Here is a 16406-nt window from a genome sequence, read left to right on the forward strand (position 1 = left end):
TAATGTCTTGGCATTAACAGACTGATGTCGTGGTGGGGCCAGGTCGACACAGGTCAACCGGGTTCCAAAAAACCCGTCGATTGTAAACCAACGGACGAGGGGGGGCAAAGGCGGCACCCGGCTATGTCCCCCCTTTGCCAACAGGGTCACGCCTTGCTGCATCAGTCGTGCAATTTGGGCATGATGTGGGCTGCCGTTTTGTTCCGGAGCCCTCATGAACCCATCTCCTCAAGCCCCCCTGCTTGCCACCTTTTTGTGTGCAATGGGATTGGACGCCGCCCTGAGCGAATCCCTCTGTCAGCGCTTGCCACGGCTGACGTTGCACGCCGGTCAGGCGCTGCTGGCGCAAGGGGCAGAGCAGGAAGCTGCCTTCTATATCGAAGCGGGCATCGCCCGTGCCTGCCACTACACCCGGGACGGACAGGAGCGCTGCAAGGAGTTCTACTTCGAGGGGGAGCTCTGCCTGCTCTATGACAGCTGGCTCACGGGATCGCTCGCCCGCTACCAACTGGAGGCGCTGACGGAGCTGCAGGTAGTGCGGGTGCCGCTCGCCCTGCTTGATGAGCCCGCCTGGCAGCCGGTCTGCATGGCCCTGTTGCGCCAGCAGCTCGGTTACAAGGAGCGCAAGGAGGCGTTTTTGCTGCTCCACTCCCCCGAGGAGCGCTATCGGGAGCTCTGTCACACCTTCCCTCACTGGCCGGTGCGGCTCACTCAGGTGCAGCTCGCCAACTATATCGGTATCACTCCGGTCACCCTGTCACGGATCCGCAGGCGCATTAACACGGGTTAATGCCGCTCTCCGACCATCCCCTCATGCTGCGCTATCCAAATGACGGATGAGGTGTGGATGATGTCGCTGTTTCTGTGGTCGCAACTGGTGGTGAGCCTGGCCTTGTTGCTCGATCTGTTGTCGTTTCAGTTGCGGGATCGCCGCAGGATCCTGGCCTGTCTGGCCCTCTCCTGCGCCCTCAATGCCGGTCACTTTGCCCTGCTCGGACAATGGTCTGCCGCCAGCCTGTTGCTGCTGGCCAGCATGCGCTTTCTGGTCAGCATCTGGCTGATTCGCCGCATCTTGATGTGGTTTTTCATGGGGTTGGCCTGTGCAGCGGCGCTGGCGACCTATCAGGGCCTGCTCTCATTGATCGGGCTGCTGGCGAGCCTGCTGCAAACCCAGGCCGCGTTTTGCCCCGACGATCGCCTGTTGCGGCGCTGGATGCTGTTCGGTACCCTCTGCTGGCTTGGCAATAACCTGCTGGTGGGCTCTCCGGTCGCCGTGCTGATGGAGGGGCTGTTTCTGGTCAGCAATCTGGTGGGTTACTACCGTCACTATGGCTTCGATTATTGGGGGCGTGGCCGCCACAGTGGCCGCAGAAAGAGGCGTGTGCCGCCTTCCGATCGGGCGAGCTCCTGACCTCCCGCTCAGGGCTGCTTGTGGCCAGCGAAGTAGAGCACCCGTTTCACATACTCCTGCGTCTCGTCATAGGGTGGGATCCCGCCATAGCGTTCCACCGCTTTTTCCCCGGCATTGTAGGCTGCCGAGATCAGTACCCAGTCGCCATCGAAGCGGCGATCCAGCCATTTGAGATAACTGACGCCACCTTTGATGTTCTGGGCCGGATCGAATGGTCGGGTTACCCCGAACCGTTGCTGGGTTTCGGGGATGAGCTGCATCAGCCCTTGGGCATTCTTGGGTGAAACGGCGCGGCTGTTGAGATTGGATTCGGCGATGGCAATCGCCAGCACCAGCCGGGCATCCACTTTATGGTGTTTGGCGGCGTGACGCAGCATGGTGACCAGCTTTTGCTTGGCGGGGGGTTGGCGGGCAACCCAGGAGTCGACATTGAAGGGGGTGGAGGGGAGCTGTGCCAGATAGCCACCCTGACCGCCACGGATCCCGATGCCGCACTGATCACCCATGGGAGCACTGCCGATGCGGGCGTTGTAGTAGCGGGCAGCCTGTCGGTTACCAAGGCGCATTGCCATGGCGAGGTAGCTGTTGGCCAGCCTGGCGCTGCGTACCGAGGCGGGGCCGGTGGCGAGCAGGCGGCCGATCCGGAAATATCCTTCGGGATTGCCGGTGCTGGCGGCGACACAGTAAAGGGCGATGGCCTTTTGCAGATTGCCGTGTTGCTGGGCCACTTGACCCTGCTTGATCGCCGTTAGCGCCTTGGGGGCCTGTCTGAAATCCCTGCCTTGTGCCATCGCCCGCGGCGTACCTGCCAGTAACAACGACAAAAAAAGCAGCAAAAACAGTCCGTTTTCGCTGATGTGACTCATGGGTTATCTCCTGTTTGAGTACAGAAGATATAGAGGAACATGGCTGCTATCGCCATGAACCCAGTGGATCCTGTTGTTATAGCCGGTTGGTTTCAGAGAGCAAAACGGTATGGAACTAACGGCATCTCGACCGTTTCACACCATTTTTCATCCGGTTAAAAGTCGTGGTGATACTCCTGCTCATCCAGTACGGCGGGAGGAAGCGCGCGATAGAAGCTGCCAATTTCGCTGACAACCCAGAGCGAAAGCAGGGCCAGCAGGCTGAGCAGGGGAAGCAGAGAGTGGCTCTGGGTCAGGGCATAGGCCGCAATGGCGGCACCGGTCAAAAGCAGGGTTCGGATCATGAGGTGGCTCCTTGTCGTCATGGGGGTGTTGCATGGCCACGGACAGAGCGCCTGGGGTCGGGAGTTGTTCCCGGGTGGCACGAAGCGCGCTGAGTATATCGCGTCATGCCGCTGCCGGTCCGTGGTGTCATCACACTTTCCATAGTCATGGGTGTCGTATCGAGTTGGGCCCCGCCACATGCGGGGCCTGTGGTTGTGTAACGGTTAGAAGAAATCGCCGTTGTTATCGTCACTGTCGGTCCAGCCGCCACTCTGGCTATCGTCGTCGAGAAAACTGCCGCCATCATCGGGAGGTGAATCCCAGCCGTCCCAGCGTATCGGTTCTGCATCGACCGGATTGACGATGGGCGCTGGCTCTATGATGTCGATGATCTCCTCGGGCCGATTGCTGTGAAACAGTCCGCCGATCATGTCGGCTAGCATGACTCCGCCAGCAACCCCGGCTGCGGTTTGCAGGGCGCCACCGAGAAAGGAGCTGGTGCGGGACGCTGGTTGGGCAGGCGCTGTTGCCGGTGGCTGCGTGAAGCGCGGGGGCGGGCTGCTTTCGCTACCAAACAAGCCGGAGAGAAAACTGCCGCCACTTGGGGCGCTCTGGCTGGCTTCCAGCTCCTTGACCCGCTCGTTGAGGCGGGTTAGGGCAGCCTGCTGGATCAGCAGCGCCTGGGTCATGTAGTAGGGGGCATCGGGCTGCTGGGCCAGATGCTGGCGGATCAGCTGATCCGCTTGTTGGTCTCGCTTGCTATCCCTGGCTTGCGCTTGCTTGAGGCGGTCGAACAGTCCATCGATCAGACCCTGTTCCTGTGATTGCATCTCAAATCCTCGCTATGGTGCGCAGACAGTGCGTTCAGCCATCCTAAAACCCGCGGGGCATCAGTGGTATCTGATTAACTCATCAATGACCGAGGGGCTACCCACGCTCGTCAGCGGGCGGGCCGGTAGTAGTCGAGAAACCAGCGGACAAACTCGGCAACACCCTGCTTGAGGGGCGTAGCGGGGCGCAGGCCGGTGAGGGTGTGTAGCGGTTCGCTGTCGGCCCAGGTGGCGTGCATGTCGCCTGCCTGCATCGGCAGCATCCGCTTGATGGCGGGCTTGCCGATGGAATCCTCCAGCGCCTCGATAAAATCGAGCAGCCGCACCGGCTGGCCGTTGCCGATATTGAGGATACGGTAGGGAGCGGCGCTCTCGGCCGCGCTCTGCTCGCTGGCGTGCCAATCGGAATTGGGGCGGGGCGGCTGGTCGGCCACAGCGAGGATTCCCTCGACGATGTCGTCGATAAAGGTGAAGTCGCGGCTGAGATCGCCGTGGTTGTACACATCGATGGGCTCTCCCGCGAGGATGGCGCGAGTGAACTTGATGATGGCCATGTCGGGGCGGCCCCAGGGGCCGTAGACGGTAAAGAAGCGCAGCCCTGTGGTGGGCAGGCCATAGAGCGCCGAGTAGGCGTGGGCCATCAGCTCGCCGCTCTTCTTGGTGGCGGCGTAGAGGGAGACGGGGTGATCTACCTGCTGCGCGGTGGAGTAGGGCATCTGATCCCCCATGCCATAGACCGAGCTGGAGGAGGCGTAGAGCAGATGCTGAATCCCGTGGTGACGACACCCCTCCAGCACCGTCAGCATACCGGTGAGGTTGCTGTCGGCATAGGCGAACGGATTGTCGATTGAGTAGCGCACCCCCGCTTGCGCCCCCAGATGGATCACCCGCTCGAAGCGATGGCGGGCAAACAGGGCCGCCATGGCTTCACGATCCGCCAGATCCAGCCGCTCGAAGTGAAAATGGGGGAAACTGGCCAGCTGGGCCAGCCGCGCCTCTTTCAGACTCACCTCGTAGTAGTCGTTGAGGTTGTCGATCCCCACCACCCGATGACCTGCGGCGCACAGCTTGCTGGCCACATGAAAACCGATAAAACCGGCGACGCCGGTAACCAGATAGATCATGGTTGAGTCTCCGGGTTGCAACTGGTGTTGGCAGGGGGCTTTTTGGCGGGAAGACGTGGCCGCCCGATGGCGTGATAGTCAAACCCGAGTTCGCTGAGCTGGCGCGGGTCATAGAGGTTACGGCCATCGATGATGACAGGCTGGTTGAGCAGCGCTTTCAGTTGCTGGAAATCGGGGGCGCGAAACGCCTGCCACTCGGTACAGATGAGCAGGGCATCGGCCCCTTCCAGTGCCGCTTCCTGAGTGGGGCAGAGCAGCAGATCCGGCCGCTGGCCGTAGATCTGGCGGGCACGCCCCATCGCCTTGGGATCAAAGGCCTGCACCCGGCCACCGGCAGCCCAGATGGCGGCCAGAAGCGGGCGGCTCGGCGCATCGCGCATATCGTCGGTGCCGGGTTTGAACGCCAGCCCCCACAGGGCGAAGGTGCGACCGCGCAGATCCGGCCCGAAGCGGGTCAGCAGGGTTTGCGCCATCTTCTGTTGCTGGCGCTGGTTGACCTGCTCGACCGCTGCCAGCAGCGGGGCGTCGCAGCCGACACTCGCCGCGGTATGGCGCAACGACTTGATATCCTTGGGGAAGCAGGAGCCGCCGTAGCCGCAGCCCGGGTAGATAAAGTGGTAACCGATGCGGGGATCGGCACCCATCCCCTGGCGCACCGCCTCGATATCGGCACCCAGCTGCTCGGCGAGGGCAGCCATCTCGTTCATAAAGGAGATCTTGGTGGCCAGCATGGCGTTGGCGGCGTATTTGGTGAGTTCGGCGCTGCGCAGATCCATCACCACGATCCGGTCGTGATTGCGGTTGAAGGGGGCGTAGAGGGCGCGCAACTGCTCAAGCGCCCGCTCGCTGTCACAGCCGATGATGATGCGATCCGGCCGCATGCAGTCGTTGACCGCCGCTCCCTCCTTGAGAAACTCGGGATTGGCCGCCACATCGCAGGCGAGGGTCAGCCCACGCACGGCCAACTGCTGCTCAATGTGTTCTCTTACTTGCTGCGCCGTGCCGACCGGCACAGTGCTCTTGGTCACCACCAGCTTGGGGCTGCTCATCAGTCGGCCTATGGTGTCGGCCACCGCCAGCACATGTTGCAGATCGGCCGAGCCATCCTCGTCAGCCGGGGTGCCCACGGCGATCAGCAGCAGGTCGGCGTGTACCACGCCAATGGCGGGATCGACTGTGAAGCTCAGGCGGCCGCTGGCCAGATTGCTCTCGACCAACGGGGCCAGCCCCGGCTCATAGAAGGGGATCTGCCCCAGCCTGAGGGCGGCAATCCGCTCATCATCCACATCTACGCAGCAGACCTGATGGCCCACCTCGGCCAGAACGGCGGCCTGTACCAGCCCGACATAGCCTGTGCCAAAAATGGTGACCTTCATGAAAAGTGCCTCGTGCTGTGAATGGGGGATGGCGCGCTTAAACCGCGGCATGCTGCATCTTGGTGCAGCGGGTGTCAATGCCAGATGACAGGCACCAGAATGGGGCGTTCAGCCTGACTGTTGTGATCCTTTTCACAAAAAATAGACTGGACCCCATAACGAAGCCCTGTGGACAGGGCTCGCAGCCCGCCCGCAACGGCAGGCGACAGACACTCTCTCTTTACTTCGCTTGGATACAGGTTATGGACAACACCTCGATTCGCACTGCCCATCCTATTTATGAGGATGTGCTGGCCCTGCTGACGGCGGCCAGCTTTGTTTCCCTCGGCATCTTTCTGTTTCATCAGGTTGGCCTGCTCACTGGCGGCACCGCCGGGCTGGCGCTGCTGCTGCAAAAGGTGACCGGCATCAGCTTCGGCCTGCTCTTCTTCGGCATAAACCTGCCCTTCTATGCGCTGGCATGGCTGCGGATGGGGCCACGTTTTACCTTCAACACTTTTGTCTCGGTGGCGGCGGTCTCCTACATGACCGATCACCTCAACGGGGTGTTGCAGATCGGCAAGATAGAGCCCCTCTATGCGGCGCTGATCGGCGGTACCCTGATTGGCATGGGGCTGCTCATCATGTTTCGCCACAAGTCGAGTCTGGGAGGCTTCAACATTCTGGCGCTCTTTATTCAGGATCGCTTTGGCATTCGGGCGGGCAAGTTGCAGATGGGGCTCGATTGCGCCATTGTTGTCGCCTCGTTTTTCGTGGTGCAGCCCTGGATCCTGGCGCTCTCCATCGTGGCGGCGGTTATCTGTAATCTGGTGTTGACACTCAACCACAAGCCGGGCCGCTACCAGATTGCCTGATGAGCGGTAGCCGTGACCCGATAAGACAAGAGTGACCCGATAGCACGAGGCGGCCTGATGGCCGCCTCGTCTGTTTCTACCCTGGGGTTTGTTCGCTGCGCCTAGCTCGCCTGCTCCAGCCTGCTGTCGCCGCTGATAGCGTGACCACCAACAGCGAGCGGGGTGTGACAGGCCACCTGATGATGGGCCTCATCACACGCCTCAAGCCTTGGCGCCTTGCTTTTGCACAACTCGGTCGCATGTGGACAGCGCTGGTGGAAGTGGCAGCCGCTTGGCGGCGAGATGGGGGAGGGCACATCGCCAGTCAGCAGAATGCGCTGGCTGCGCCTGCGCGGGTCCGGTACCGGAATGGCAGAGATCAGCGCCTGGGTATAGGGGTGGCGTGGCGCCAGATAGAGCGACTGGGCATCCGCCAGTTCGACGATCCGTCCCAGATACATCACCGCGATGCGATCCGAGATGTGTTTGACCACCGACAGATCGTGGGCGATGAAGATGATGGAGAGATTCATCTCCCGCTGCAGGCTGAGCAGCAGGTTGACGATCTGCGACTGCACCGAGACATCGAGGGCCGAGACCGCCTCGTCGCACACCAGCAGTTTGGGCTTGAGGGCGATGGCGCGGGCGATGCCGATCCGCTGGCGCTGACCGCCGGAAAACTCGTGGGGGTAGCGATCCACCGCACTTCCCGGCAGGCCCACTTTTGCCAGCAGCTCTTGCACCCAGCCGCGCCGCTGCTCAGTGTTGCCTTTACCGTGGATGATAAAGGGCTCCTCCAGGATCTGGCCCACGGTGTGGCGGCTGTTGAGGGATTCTGCAGGGTCCTGAAACACCATCTGCATCTCCTGACGCAGGGAGCGCATCTCCTTCGGGCTGAGGGCGGTGATGTCGCGCCCCTCGAAGGTGATGGTGCCCGCGGTCGGCTCGAACAGCTTGAGCAGACTGCGCCCGAGGGTGGACTTGCCACAGCCCGACTCACCCACCAGCCCCAGCGTTTCTCCCTGTTTCAGGTCGAAGCTGATGCCATCCACCGCGTGAACCGTATATTGCTTGCGCAGGAACCCGCCTCCCAGCCGGAAGTGCTGTTTCAGATCCCTGACCGATAACAGAGTGCTCATGGGGTCAACTCCTTCCAGTAGTGACAGGCGACATGGTGGCGCGGATTGAGTTGCTCCACCGCCGGAATGCCACTGATACAGAGATCGGTCGCGTGGGGGCAGCGGTTGGAGAAGCGGCAGCCAGCGGGCATCTCGTGCAGGGCTGGCACCTGTCCCTTGATGGTCTTGAGCAGGCTCTTGGGCTCATCCTCGAGGCGCGGGATCGAGCTCATCAAGCCGTGGGTATAGGGGTGACGAGGGTGATCAAACAGCTCGAACACGTCGGCCTGCTCTACCGCCCGCCCGGCATACATCACCACCACTTCGTCGCACAGCTCCGCCACTACCCCCAGATCGTGGGTGATAAAGATGATGGCCATGCCGGTCTGGGCCTGCAGCTCTTTCATCAGTTCGAGGATCTGGGCCTGAATGGTGACATCCAGCGCCGTGGTCGGCTCGTCACAGATAAGCAGGTCTGGCTCGCAGGAGAGCGCCATGGCGATCATCACCCGTTGGCGCATGCCGCCGGAGAGGTTGTGGGGATAGACCGCAAAGCGCTGGGCCGGTTCCGGGATCCCCACCTTCTGCAGCATGGCGATGGCCGCGGCTCTGCGCTGGGCCTTGTCATACTCGGGGCGATGGAGGCGAAACACCTCCATCAGTTGCTCCCCCACCGTCTGCACCGGGTTGAGGGCCGTCATCGGCTCCTGAAAGATCATCGAGATGCGGTTGCCGCGCACCTTGTACATCTGATCCGGCGCAAGCGACAGCAGCTCCTCCCCCTGAAAGCGGATGGAACCGGCTACCACCTGACCGTGGGGTTTGGGCAAGAGCCCCATGATGGCGAGTGAAGTGACACTCTTGCCGCAGCCGGACTCGCCGACGATCCCCAGCGTCTGACCTGGGGCCACCTTGAAGCTGACCCCGTCGAGCACCTTGATCTTGCCGTCATCGACGGCGAACTCCACCTCGAGATCGCGTACTTCGAGGATTGGGGCCTGGTGCTGGCCGTTATCAACGGCGAACTCCCCCCCGTTATCCGGTACGTCAAGAATGGGGGCCTGAGTGTTGGGCATAACGGCTGCTCCCTTCGCAATGGCCTGAATATCAATGACGTGCATAGGTCTTGTCGAGCAGGTTGATGGGCGCCAGCGCCTCCCCTGCCTCCTTGGCGTTGCGGGTCTCTTCCTTCACCTTGGGATCGAGCCAGAGCAGACCGCCACTACTGTGAGGATAACCGTCCATCGGCCAGTAGAGCAGATCCGGCGTGTTCTTGGTGGCAGGCACCTCCGGCAGCATCACATAACGCCAGCTGCTGGCCCGCACATAGTTGAGCTGCACCCCGGGTACGAAGATGGCGAGATCATAGATGCGCTGCTGGATCTGCTGGGAGAGCTTGGCTCGTTTGGCCATGTCGAATTCGACGTTGTAGGCATCGATCAGCGCGTCCAGCTCCTTGTCAGCCACGTTGAACAGGTTGTTGGTCTGCGGTTTGTTGGCGTTGGCGGAGTGGAAAAACTCCCAATATTGCGGATAGAGACCGCCGCCGCCCCAACCGAGCCAGGCCGCTTCGTGTTTCTTCTCCAGCATCACCTTGAAGCCGGTGGCGCCATCCACTAGGTTAAGCTCCAGATCGAGACCCGCCTTCTTGGCCTCCTCTTTCAGCACGGTCAGCCGCTTGGAGTGCTCCTGACTGGTGTAGGTGAGCGCCAGCGTCAGCCGCTCACCCTTCTCATTTTGCAGGATGCCGTCAGGCCCCGGCTTGTTGTAGCCGCCCTTGGCAAAGTACTCCCGCGCCTTGCCAATGTCATAAGCCCGCTCCGGTAGCGTGATGTCAGTGAACTCGCCAAAGCCCGAGTCAAAGGTGGTGGCTCTGTCATAGTCGCCGCGCAGCACGGTCTCGATCATCTTGTCGATGTTGAAGGCGTGCTGGATGCCGAGGCGCACGTTCACGTCCGCCAGCTTGGGGTTGGCCACATTGAGGTGAACCCCCTGACCGCCCTGTTTGGTATCGGTCATGGCCATTACCTTCTGCACGTAGCCTTTTTTGTACTCCGGGGTGACCGCTTTTTCATGCCACCAGTTGGGCAGGATCATCTCGAAGGTATCGATCTCCCCTTTCAGGAAGTGGCGGAAGGCGATGTTGTGGTCGCGGATCACCTGCACCTTGATGGTGTCGATGTTGAATCTGTGCTGGTTGTAGCGATCATCCTTTGCCCACCAATCCTTCTGCTTGCTGAAGGTGACCGACTTGCCCTTCTTGACGTCGCTGATCACGTAGGGACCAGTGGTGGGCACCACGGCCCAGTTGTACTGCTTCACCCAGTTGGGGGTCAGCTTGTAGTAGTGCCTGGGCTGGGGCCACAGCTCGGTAGTGTTGAGCAGGTCCATCTTGGCCTTGCGGTTGCCCGCTTTGACCATAATGGTGTGATCATCGATCTTCTCTACCGCGACCACTTCAGTGGTGTAGTAGTTGTTGAACCAGGGCCCCTTGATGTGTTTGGAGCGCATCATCTCGTAGCCGAAGGTGTAGTCGTCAGCATTGACCGGCTTGCCATCCGACCATTTGGCGCGGGGATCCAGCTTGAAGTAGACGGTCTGGCTGTCTGGCGCGATGGCCCAGTGGGTCGCGAGCGAGGGGATGGGGTTGCCGGTATTGGGGTGGAAGCTGATGAGCCGCAACTGGTTATCGAGAATAAAGGAGCGGAACGATCCGTTGGAGTCAGGCCCCACGGTGCGAAACGTCAGCGGAAAGCTCTCCACAAACATATTGAGGCTGCCGCCCGGCAGCGCCTTGGGGGAGGCGAACACAGGATCCGTGTCGTTGGTCTCCCATTTGAGATCCGCGGGCAGGCTGGCCGCCCAGACCCAGGATCCGTTTACCAGCACAAAGAGAGCACCTATCCATTTGATTTTATTTTTCATGTTTGACTTCCAGGTCTGGCCCCTGCACTGGGGGTCTTGATTGATAACGGGATTATCCCTTGCTCCCGGGACCGCCGATGGCGGCGGCCCGTCCTTCATTAATCACTGTTCGTTACCCGGCGCCAGCCGATGCGCTGGCATCGGCTGGCTTATTGGTAACGGGTAAATTTGCGTGGATCGAACGCCTCGCGGATCGCCTCACCGATAAAGGAGACCATGATCAGTACCAGACTCACCGCGGCCACCACCGAGCTGACGATCCAGATGGCATCCAGATTGTTGATGCCCTGGGAGAGCAGCTCCCCCCAGCTCGGGGTTGGTGGTGCCAGCCCGAAGCCCAGATAGTCGAGTGCCGTCAGGGTCGAGATATTGCCCACCACGGCGAACGGCGCCAGGGTGACGATCATCATCAGGGTGTTGGGCAGGATGTGGTTGAAGATGATCCGCCCGGTGGTCGCCCCTTGCGCCCGCGCCGCCATCACATAGTCCCGCGCCCGCTCCTTGTAGGTGAGGGTACGCATATACCAGGTGATCCCCATCCAGCCGAACAGCACGTTGATGGCGACAAACAGGCCGAAGTTGGGCTTGGCCAGCGACACCAGGATCATGATGACGTAGAGAAACGGCACCTGGGACCAGATCTCGATAAAGCGTTGCAGGATGAGATCAAAGCGGCCGCCGAGAAAGCCCATGAGACAGCCGATGGTGACCCCGATGGCGTAACTGGCCGCCAGCGCGATAAAGGCAAAGCCGATGGCGATGCGAAAGCCGTAAACCAGTCGCGCCAGTACGTCGCGGCCGCTGGTGTCGGTACCGAGGAAGTGGCGCTCGGCTGCGCTGGGGGCGTAAGGCGGGTAGGCATCCTCCTTGAAATCCTGCTCGTAGGGGTTCCAGGGTACCGGCGGCAGCAGTACCCAGTCGCCCTGCCCCTCTGCGGCAAACTTGGCCTTGAGCTGGCGGTAGTTGGTTTCGTACTCGTAATCGAGCCCGAACTGCTGGCCGGGGATCACATCGCCATAGGTGGGGAAGTGCAACTGTCCCTGATAGCTCACCATCAGTGCCCGGCTGTTGACCAGCAGCTCCGCCAGCAGGGAGAGCAGCACCAGGGTGGTGAAGATGATGAAGGAGTAGTAACCGCGCTTGATCGACTTGAAGCGCTTGAGTTTTTTCAAGGTAACCGGATTGAGCTTCATGGTCAGTCTCCAAACCGCACGCGCGGATCAACGAGGGCAACGCAGATATCGGAGACGATATTGCCTATCAGCATCAGCATGGAGGTGATAGCCAGAATACCCATGACGGTGGGGTAATCCCGCTCGACGATAGCCTCGTAACCGAGCAGGCCTATGCCGTCGATGTTGAAGATGGTCTCGATGAGGAAGGAGCCGCCAAAGAAAACGGTGAGCACAGACCCCAGGTGGCTGGCGATGGGGATCAGGCTGTTGCGCATGGCGTGGTCGGTGACCGCCTTGCGAAACGGCAGTCCCTTGGCCACGGCGGTACGCACATAATCGGCCGACAGGTTCTCCATCAGGCTGTTTTTCATAGTCATGGTGAGGATGGCGAAATCACCGATGGCGTAGGCGATAAGCGGCAGCAGGGCGTGGGCAAAGACAGTGCGGATCTGATCCCAGCTGCTCTCCATGTATTCAAAGTCGTCTCCCGGAAAACCGCCCATCGGCAGCCACTCCAGATGGAAGGCGAAGACGGTGATGAGGAAGATCCCCACCACGTAGGCGGGCAGGGCATAGGCCATGTAGATAAGCATGGAGCTTAACGAGTCGAAGCGGCTGTTGTGCCTGAGCGCCTTGGCCACTCCGAGCGGAATGGAGACCGCATAGCTCAGCAGAAAGGTTGCCAGTCCGAAGAAGGCGGTAACGGGGAGCCGCTCCTTGATGAGATCCCACACCGGCTCGTAGTAGCGGGTCGATTCGCCCAGATCCAGCACCGCCAGCTTCTGCAGCCACTCCCAGTAGGCGACCAGCATGGGCTTGTCGAGCCCATAGAAGGCCTTGAGCTCCTCGATCTGTTCATCGGAGAGGGCCTGCGCCCCCTTGCTGCCACTGGAGCGGCCGGATTCATTCTGGGAAACCTGGGCTTGCAGCAGCATGCGTTCGACCGGACCGCCCGGCACGAAACGGGTGATGGTGAAGACGAGCAGGGTGATACCGAGAAACGTCGGGATGATCAAAAGCATCCGGCGTAGGAAATACGACAGCATGGTGGAACCTCGTCCTTGTTGTTCTTTTTTGCGGCCAGTCAAATCCGGTGACGGGCCTGTCCTTCCTGGCATTACGCGCTGGATTGGTTGCCAAACAGCAGACAATCCGCTTGGCCACTGTAAAAGCTCTGCAACAAAAATCAAGTACAAGGAAATGGAAAACTGGGACAAATGACCCGCTGAGACCAAAAGCACCGAAAAATGACGTTTTTTATCTGAAAAGTGAAAATCAAAACAAAACGCTACTACTCAACATTATTTTAAAAAATATAAACAGCTGTTTGTTTGAGTTTTTAGTGTTTTTAAGTTGTTGATTTGCAATGTTTTTGTTTGGGTGGTGAAATTGAAGGAAAACGATATCATCTCGACGATTTTAACTGTTATCCCCATGGGAGCGGTCAGGTTCAACCCTCATGAAGTTAGTGTTTTATTCTTATTAAGGCCGATAAATCAAAATAAGATATAAACGGACAGCACGTTAACTAATAAGTTCATCAAATTTTAATTCAGCGCCATTTACGCCATTTAACAATGTTTTTACATTGCGCGGGTTGTTTTTGGCAGAATTATTCACTAATTATGTCGGTCAAAATTAATACACTTCGCTTATTCTACGCCTGACCTCGCCACACCCCTGCGCCATTGACGTCGCTAGTCAAAGATTGATAAGCCTTACACATCGCTCCAAAGAGGGCGGTATCAGGAAGCAAACAATAAACAACCAGGAAGGATATAAGCGATGCTTAGGAAGAGCAGAATCTCTGCTGCGATTGCGTTCGCCTTGGCGAGCCTTGCGGCGGCCCCATCCGTATCTGCCGAAGAAGGGCAGAACGTCGAAAAACTGCAGAAAATCAAAGTCACTGGCTCCCGTATCTCCCGTGTTGATGTTGAGGGGGCAACTCCGGTTGTCTCTGTCAGCAAGGCCCAAATTGAACAGTCTGGTCAGCAGACTGTGGCCGATTATCTGAAACAGGCCTCCTACAACTCCTTCGGTGGTTTCTCCCCATCCTCCGGTAGTTCTGCCCAGTCACAAGCCACAGTAGGGCTGCGCGGTCTTGGTGAAGATCGCACGCTGGTGCTGCTTAATGGCAAGCGTATCGCCGGTTCTCCCTCCATGGGCGGCACTGCCATCAACCTCAACACCATCCCCATGGCGGCGGTTGAGCGGGTGGAAGTGAACCTGGATGGTGGCTCCGCCCTGTATGGCTCTGATGCCATCGGCGGCGTTATCAACGTGATCCTCAAAGAGGGTTTCGAAGGGCTGACTTTCCAGGGACGTATTGGTTCACCGACCGAAGAGGGTGGTGACGAGCAGAGTGGCTCCATCGTTAGCGGCATCTCGGGTGAGAAAGGCTCCCTGATGATGGTCTACGAGCACGATGTGAAAGACGAGATCTATTACAAGGATCGCGACTATCTGGCGAAAGAGGGGGCAACTGCTCCGAGTCTCTATGGCCGCAATATCAAGGGAGTGGATGCCACTACCGGCAAGACGGTTACCCGTACCCTGAAGGGAGTTGACTGTGAAGGTACCGGCACCGGTTTCGTCACCAAGGGCACGGCTTGCCGCTTCGACTTTGCCCAGGTCGCTGCCAAGACTGCCTCTCGTACCCGCGACACCGTCTACCTCAACGGTCGCTACCATATCAACGACAATGTGGATTTCGTGCCACAGATGATTGGTTCTCGCGTCACCAGTTTTGGTCGTTTCGCGCCAGCTGCCGGTGCCTTCACCGTAGATGGTTCCACCCCTGAAAGCGCAGCAGTTCTGTCTGCCAACAACTTCAGCACCGCCAAGGCTGCGACCGTTTACTACCGCTTCAACAACGTCGGTCCCCGTGACAACGATGTGACTGACTTGACCGGTACCCTGAACCTGGGTTTTGAAGGGGTGGTGCCGACCGAAGCAGTAGGCGATCTGGAATGGAATGCTGGTTACATGTATTCCAAAACAGATAACCAGAGCACCGGCAATGGTTATGTCTTGGCTCCCGCTGTGGAAACTCAGGTCAATACCGGCAAGTTTGTTAATGGCAGCTTCTCTGATGCGGCGACCAAGGATCTCTCCTATACCACCAGCCGCAATTCCAAGATGGACTTCTTCCAGTGGTACGGCGGTGTAGGTTGGGATATGGGCGAACTGCCCGCTGGCCCGGTCAGCTGGTATCTTGGGGCCGAGTATAACGATTGGGTTTACTCCGATACCTATGACAGCCAGTCCGAAGCGGGTAACGTACTGGGTTCATCCGGTAACTCCGGTGGTGGTGTACGCGATGTGTTTGCCACCTACATCGAGAGCCTGATCCCCATCACCGAGCAGATCGAACTGAACCTGGCGGGTCGTTATGACAAGTACAGCGATTTTGGCAGCGCCTTCTCGCCCAAAGCGAGTCTGCGTTATCAACCGCTCGACCAGCTGATGTTCCGTACCTCCTGGTCCCAGTCTTTCCGCGCGCCGGGTCTGAACGATCTCTACGCGGCTGATGCCCAGTCAGCGGACTTTGCCAAGGACTATGTCTACTGCCAGGCCAATGGCATTGCCAACTGTTCCGAAGCGCAGTACGAGACAACACGTCAATCCAACAAGAACCTGAAGGAAGAGACGGCTGACACCTTTACCATCGGTGCTGCTTACAACCCGCTGGACAACCTGAACCTGTCGCTCGATTACTACTACATCAAGATTGATGACGTGATCCAGCTGGCTACCACCCAGACCCAGTTCTATCAGGAGCTCAATACCGGCAGCAACCCGAACGTCATCCGTGATGCCAACGGCGATGTAGAGAAGGTCTATGCCGGCATGGTCAACCTGGGGCAGCTTAAGACCAGTGGTATCGACTTCAAGGCGGACTACAAGTACGACTTCAACTCCTTCACCCTGCGTTACGACTTTGGCAGCAGCTACATCCTGAAATATGAGGAAGGTCTGTTTGCTGGTGGCCCAATGGTCGACAAGAAGGGCTGGAATGGCAAACCCGACTTCCGCTTCAACTCCGGGATCGGTGCCAACTTCCCGCAGCTGTGGAATCTGGATACCTACCTGAGCACCAACTATATCGACTCCCAGAGCCAGGACTATGTGGATGACAAGGAAGAGGGCCATATTGCTTCCAACACCATCTGGAACCTGAACGTCGCGGTCGATACCAGCTGGAATGCCAAGATCCAGACCGGCGTGAAGAACATGTTCAACCGCGGGCCTTCCCTGTCCAACGATGGTTTCACTTACGATGAATACCTCTACGGCATCGACGGTCGCGTCTACTACATCGACTACACCCAGAAGTTCTAATCAACCCTGTTGATATACAACCTCAGCCGGCCCGGTCGGGCCGGCTGTGCCCAACGTCCAAGGAAGTTACGGAGATAGGGTAA

At 59.1% G+C, this 16406-nt stretch carries 14 protein-coding genes; 4 read left to right on the top strand and 10 right to left on the bottom strand.

Going from position 1 to position 16406, the window contains the following annotated elements:
* The first annotated feature begins 214 nt into the window (after window positions 1-214).
* Window positions 215-790 carry a Crp/Fnr family transcriptional regulator gene (locus I6L46_RS00520; protein WP_216977080.1) on the top strand — a complete coding sequence of 192 codons (576 nt, stop codon included), beginning with the start codon at window positions 215-217 and terminating at the stop codon, window positions 788-790.
* Between the two features lie 57 nt (window positions 791-847).
* Complete coding sequence (locus I6L46_RS00525; protein WP_164980009.1) at window positions 848-1411, top strand: YgjV family protein; 564 nt, start codon at window positions 848-850, stop codon at window positions 1409-1411.
* Window positions 1412-1419: 8 nt separating this feature from the next.
* Here I6L46_RS00525 and I6L46_RS00530 read toward each other — a convergent pair whose 3' ends face one another.
* From I6L46_RS00530 to I6L46_RS00550, 5 genes are all read right to left on the bottom strand, one after another.
* Window positions 1420-2277 (bottom strand): lytic transglycosylase domain-containing protein, encoded by an 858-nt coding sequence (locus I6L46_RS00530; protein WP_216977082.1) that lies wholly within the window; start codon window positions 2275-2277, stop codon window positions 1420-1422.
* A 155-nt stretch (window positions 2278-2432) separates the two neighbouring features.
* A complete protein-coding gene (locus I6L46_RS00535; protein ID WP_043822919.1) occupies window positions 2433-2621 on the bottom strand; it encodes a hypothetical protein in 189 nt (62 codons plus the stop codon).
* Window positions 2622-2825: 204 nt separating this feature from the next.
* Window positions 2826-3431, bottom strand: a complete 606-nt coding sequence (locus I6L46_RS00540; RefSeq protein WP_216977084.1) for a DUF2076 domain-containing protein — start codon at window positions 3429-3431, stop codon at window positions 2826-2828.
* 110 nt (window positions 3432-3541) lie between these two features.
* Complete coding sequence (locus I6L46_RS00545; protein ID WP_216977085.1) at window positions 3542-4555, bottom strand: NAD-dependent epimerase; 1014 nt, start codon at window positions 4553-4555, stop codon at window positions 3542-3544.
* On the bottom strand, window positions 4552-5931 hold the full coding sequence (locus I6L46_RS00550; RefSeq protein WP_216977087.1) for a UDP-glucose/GDP-mannose dehydrogenase family protein: 1380 nt from the start codon (window positions 5929-5931) through the stop codon (window positions 4552-4554). The genes I6L46_RS00545 and I6L46_RS00550 overlap by 4 nt, the downstream gene beginning before the upstream one ends.
* 242 nt (window positions 5932-6173) lie before the next feature.
* On the opposite strand from I6L46_RS00550, the gene I6L46_RS00555 reads away from it, so the two are divergent.
* Window positions 6174-6785, top strand: coding sequence for a YitT family protein (locus I6L46_RS00555; RefSeq protein WP_069556328.1), 612 nt, complete (start codon window positions 6174-6176; stop codon window positions 6783-6785).
* A gap of 101 nt (window positions 6786-6886) precedes the next feature.
* On the opposite strand, the gene I6L46_RS00560 is transcribed toward I6L46_RS00555, so the two are convergent.
* From I6L46_RS00560 to I6L46_RS00580, 5 genes are all read right to left on the bottom strand, one after another.
* The gene (locus I6L46_RS00560; RefSeq protein ID WP_216977089.1) at window positions 6887-7903 is read right to left on the bottom strand and encodes an ABC transporter ATP-binding protein; all 1017 of its coding nucleotides are present in this window, start codon (window positions 7901-7903) and stop codon (window positions 6887-6889) included.
* Complete coding sequence (locus I6L46_RS00565) at window positions 7900-8958, bottom strand: ABC transporter ATP-binding protein (protein WP_216977091.1); 1059 nt, start codon at window positions 8956-8958, stop codon at window positions 7900-7902. Before I6L46_RS00565 ends, I6L46_RS00560 begins: the two co-directional genes overlap by 4 nt.
* A 31-nt stretch (window positions 8959-8989) precedes the next feature.
* Window positions 8990-10807 carry an extracellular solute-binding protein gene (locus tag I6L46_RS00570; RefSeq protein ID WP_201938279.1) on the bottom strand — a complete coding sequence of 606 codons (1818 nt, stop codon included), beginning with the start codon at window positions 10805-10807 and terminating at the stop codon, window positions 8990-8992.
* Window positions 10808-10956: 149 nt separating this feature from the next.
* A complete protein-coding gene (locus I6L46_RS00575; RefSeq protein WP_013724081.1) occupies window positions 10957-12000 on the bottom strand; it encodes an ABC transporter permease in 1044 nt (347 codons plus the stop codon).
* Between the two features lie 2 nt (window positions 12001-12002).
* Window positions 12003-13028 (bottom strand): ABC transporter permease subunit, encoded by a 1026-nt coding sequence (locus I6L46_RS00580; RefSeq protein WP_031227629.1) that lies wholly within the window; start codon window positions 13026-13028, stop codon window positions 12003-12005.
* A 739-nt stretch (window positions 13029-13767) separates the two neighbouring features.
* On the opposite strand from I6L46_RS00580, the gene I6L46_RS00585 reads away from it, so the two are divergent.
* The gene (locus tag I6L46_RS00585) at window positions 13768-16323 is read left to right on the top strand and encodes a TonB-dependent receptor (protein ID WP_100646683.1); all 2556 of its coding nucleotides are present in this window, start codon (window positions 13768-13770) and stop codon (window positions 16321-16323) included.
* The last annotated feature ends 83 nt before the right edge of the window (window positions 16324-16406 follow it).

Source organism: Aeromonas sp. FDAARGOS 1416, assembly GCF_019048085.1.
Lineage (GTDB): Bacteria > Pseudomonadota > Gammaproteobacteria > Enterobacterales > Aeromonadaceae > Aeromonas > Aeromonas veronii.

Excerpts from the sequence above, each read along its gene's own strand:
- I6L46_RS00555 (WP_069556328.1), top strand. The coding sequence starts at position 6,174 with ATGGACAACACCTCGATTCGCACTGCCCATCCTATTTATGAGGATGTG.
- I6L46_RS00580 (WP_031227629.1), bottom strand. The coding sequence starts at position 13,028 with ATGCTGTCGTATTTCCTACGCCGGATGCTTTTGATCATCCCGACGTTT.
- I6L46_RS00570 (WP_201938279.1), bottom strand. The coding sequence starts at position 10,807 with ATGAAAAATAAAATCAAATGGATAGGTGCTCTCTTTGTGCTGGTAAAC.
- I6L46_RS00530 (WP_216977082.1), bottom strand. The coding sequence starts at position 2,277 with ATGAGTCACATCAGCGAAAACGGACTGTTTTTGCTGCTTTTTTTGTCG.
- I6L46_RS00575 (WP_013724081.1), bottom strand. The coding sequence starts at position 12,000 with ATGAAGCTCAATCCGGTTACCTTGAAAAAACTCAAGCGCTTCAAGTCG.
- I6L46_RS00520 (WP_216977080.1), top strand. The coding sequence starts at position 215 with ATGAACCCATCTCCTCAAGCCCCCCTGCTTGCCACCTTTTTGTGTGCA.
- I6L46_RS00535 (WP_043822919.1), bottom strand. The coding sequence starts at position 2,621 with ATGATCCGAACCCTGCTTTTGACCGGTGCCGCCATTGCGGCCTATGCC.
- I6L46_RS00550 (WP_216977087.1), bottom strand. The coding sequence starts at position 5,931 with ATGAAGGTCACCATTTTTGGCACAGGCTATGTCGGGCTGGTACAGGCC.
- I6L46_RS00545 (WP_216977085.1), bottom strand. The coding sequence starts at position 4,555 with ATGATCTATCTGGTTACCGGCGTCGCCGGTTTTATCGGTTTTCATGTG.
- I6L46_RS00585 (WP_100646683.1), top strand. The coding sequence starts at position 13,768 with ATGCTTAGGAAGAGCAGAATCTCTGCTGCGATTGCGTTCGCCTTGGCG.
- I6L46_RS00525 (WP_164980009.1), top strand. The coding sequence starts at position 848 with ATGATGTCGCTGTTTCTGTGGTCGCAACTGGTGGTGAGCCTGGCCTTG.
- I6L46_RS00565 (WP_216977091.1), bottom strand. The coding sequence starts at position 8,958 with ATGCCCAACACTCAGGCCCCCATTCTTGACGTACCGGATAACGGGGGG.
- I6L46_RS00560 (WP_216977089.1), bottom strand. The coding sequence starts at position 7,903 with ATGAGCACTCTGTTATCGGTCAGGGATCTGAAACAGCACTTCCGGCTG.
- I6L46_RS00540 (WP_216977084.1), bottom strand. The coding sequence starts at position 3,431 with ATGCAATCACAGGAACAGGGTCTGATCGATGGACTGTTCGACCGCCTC.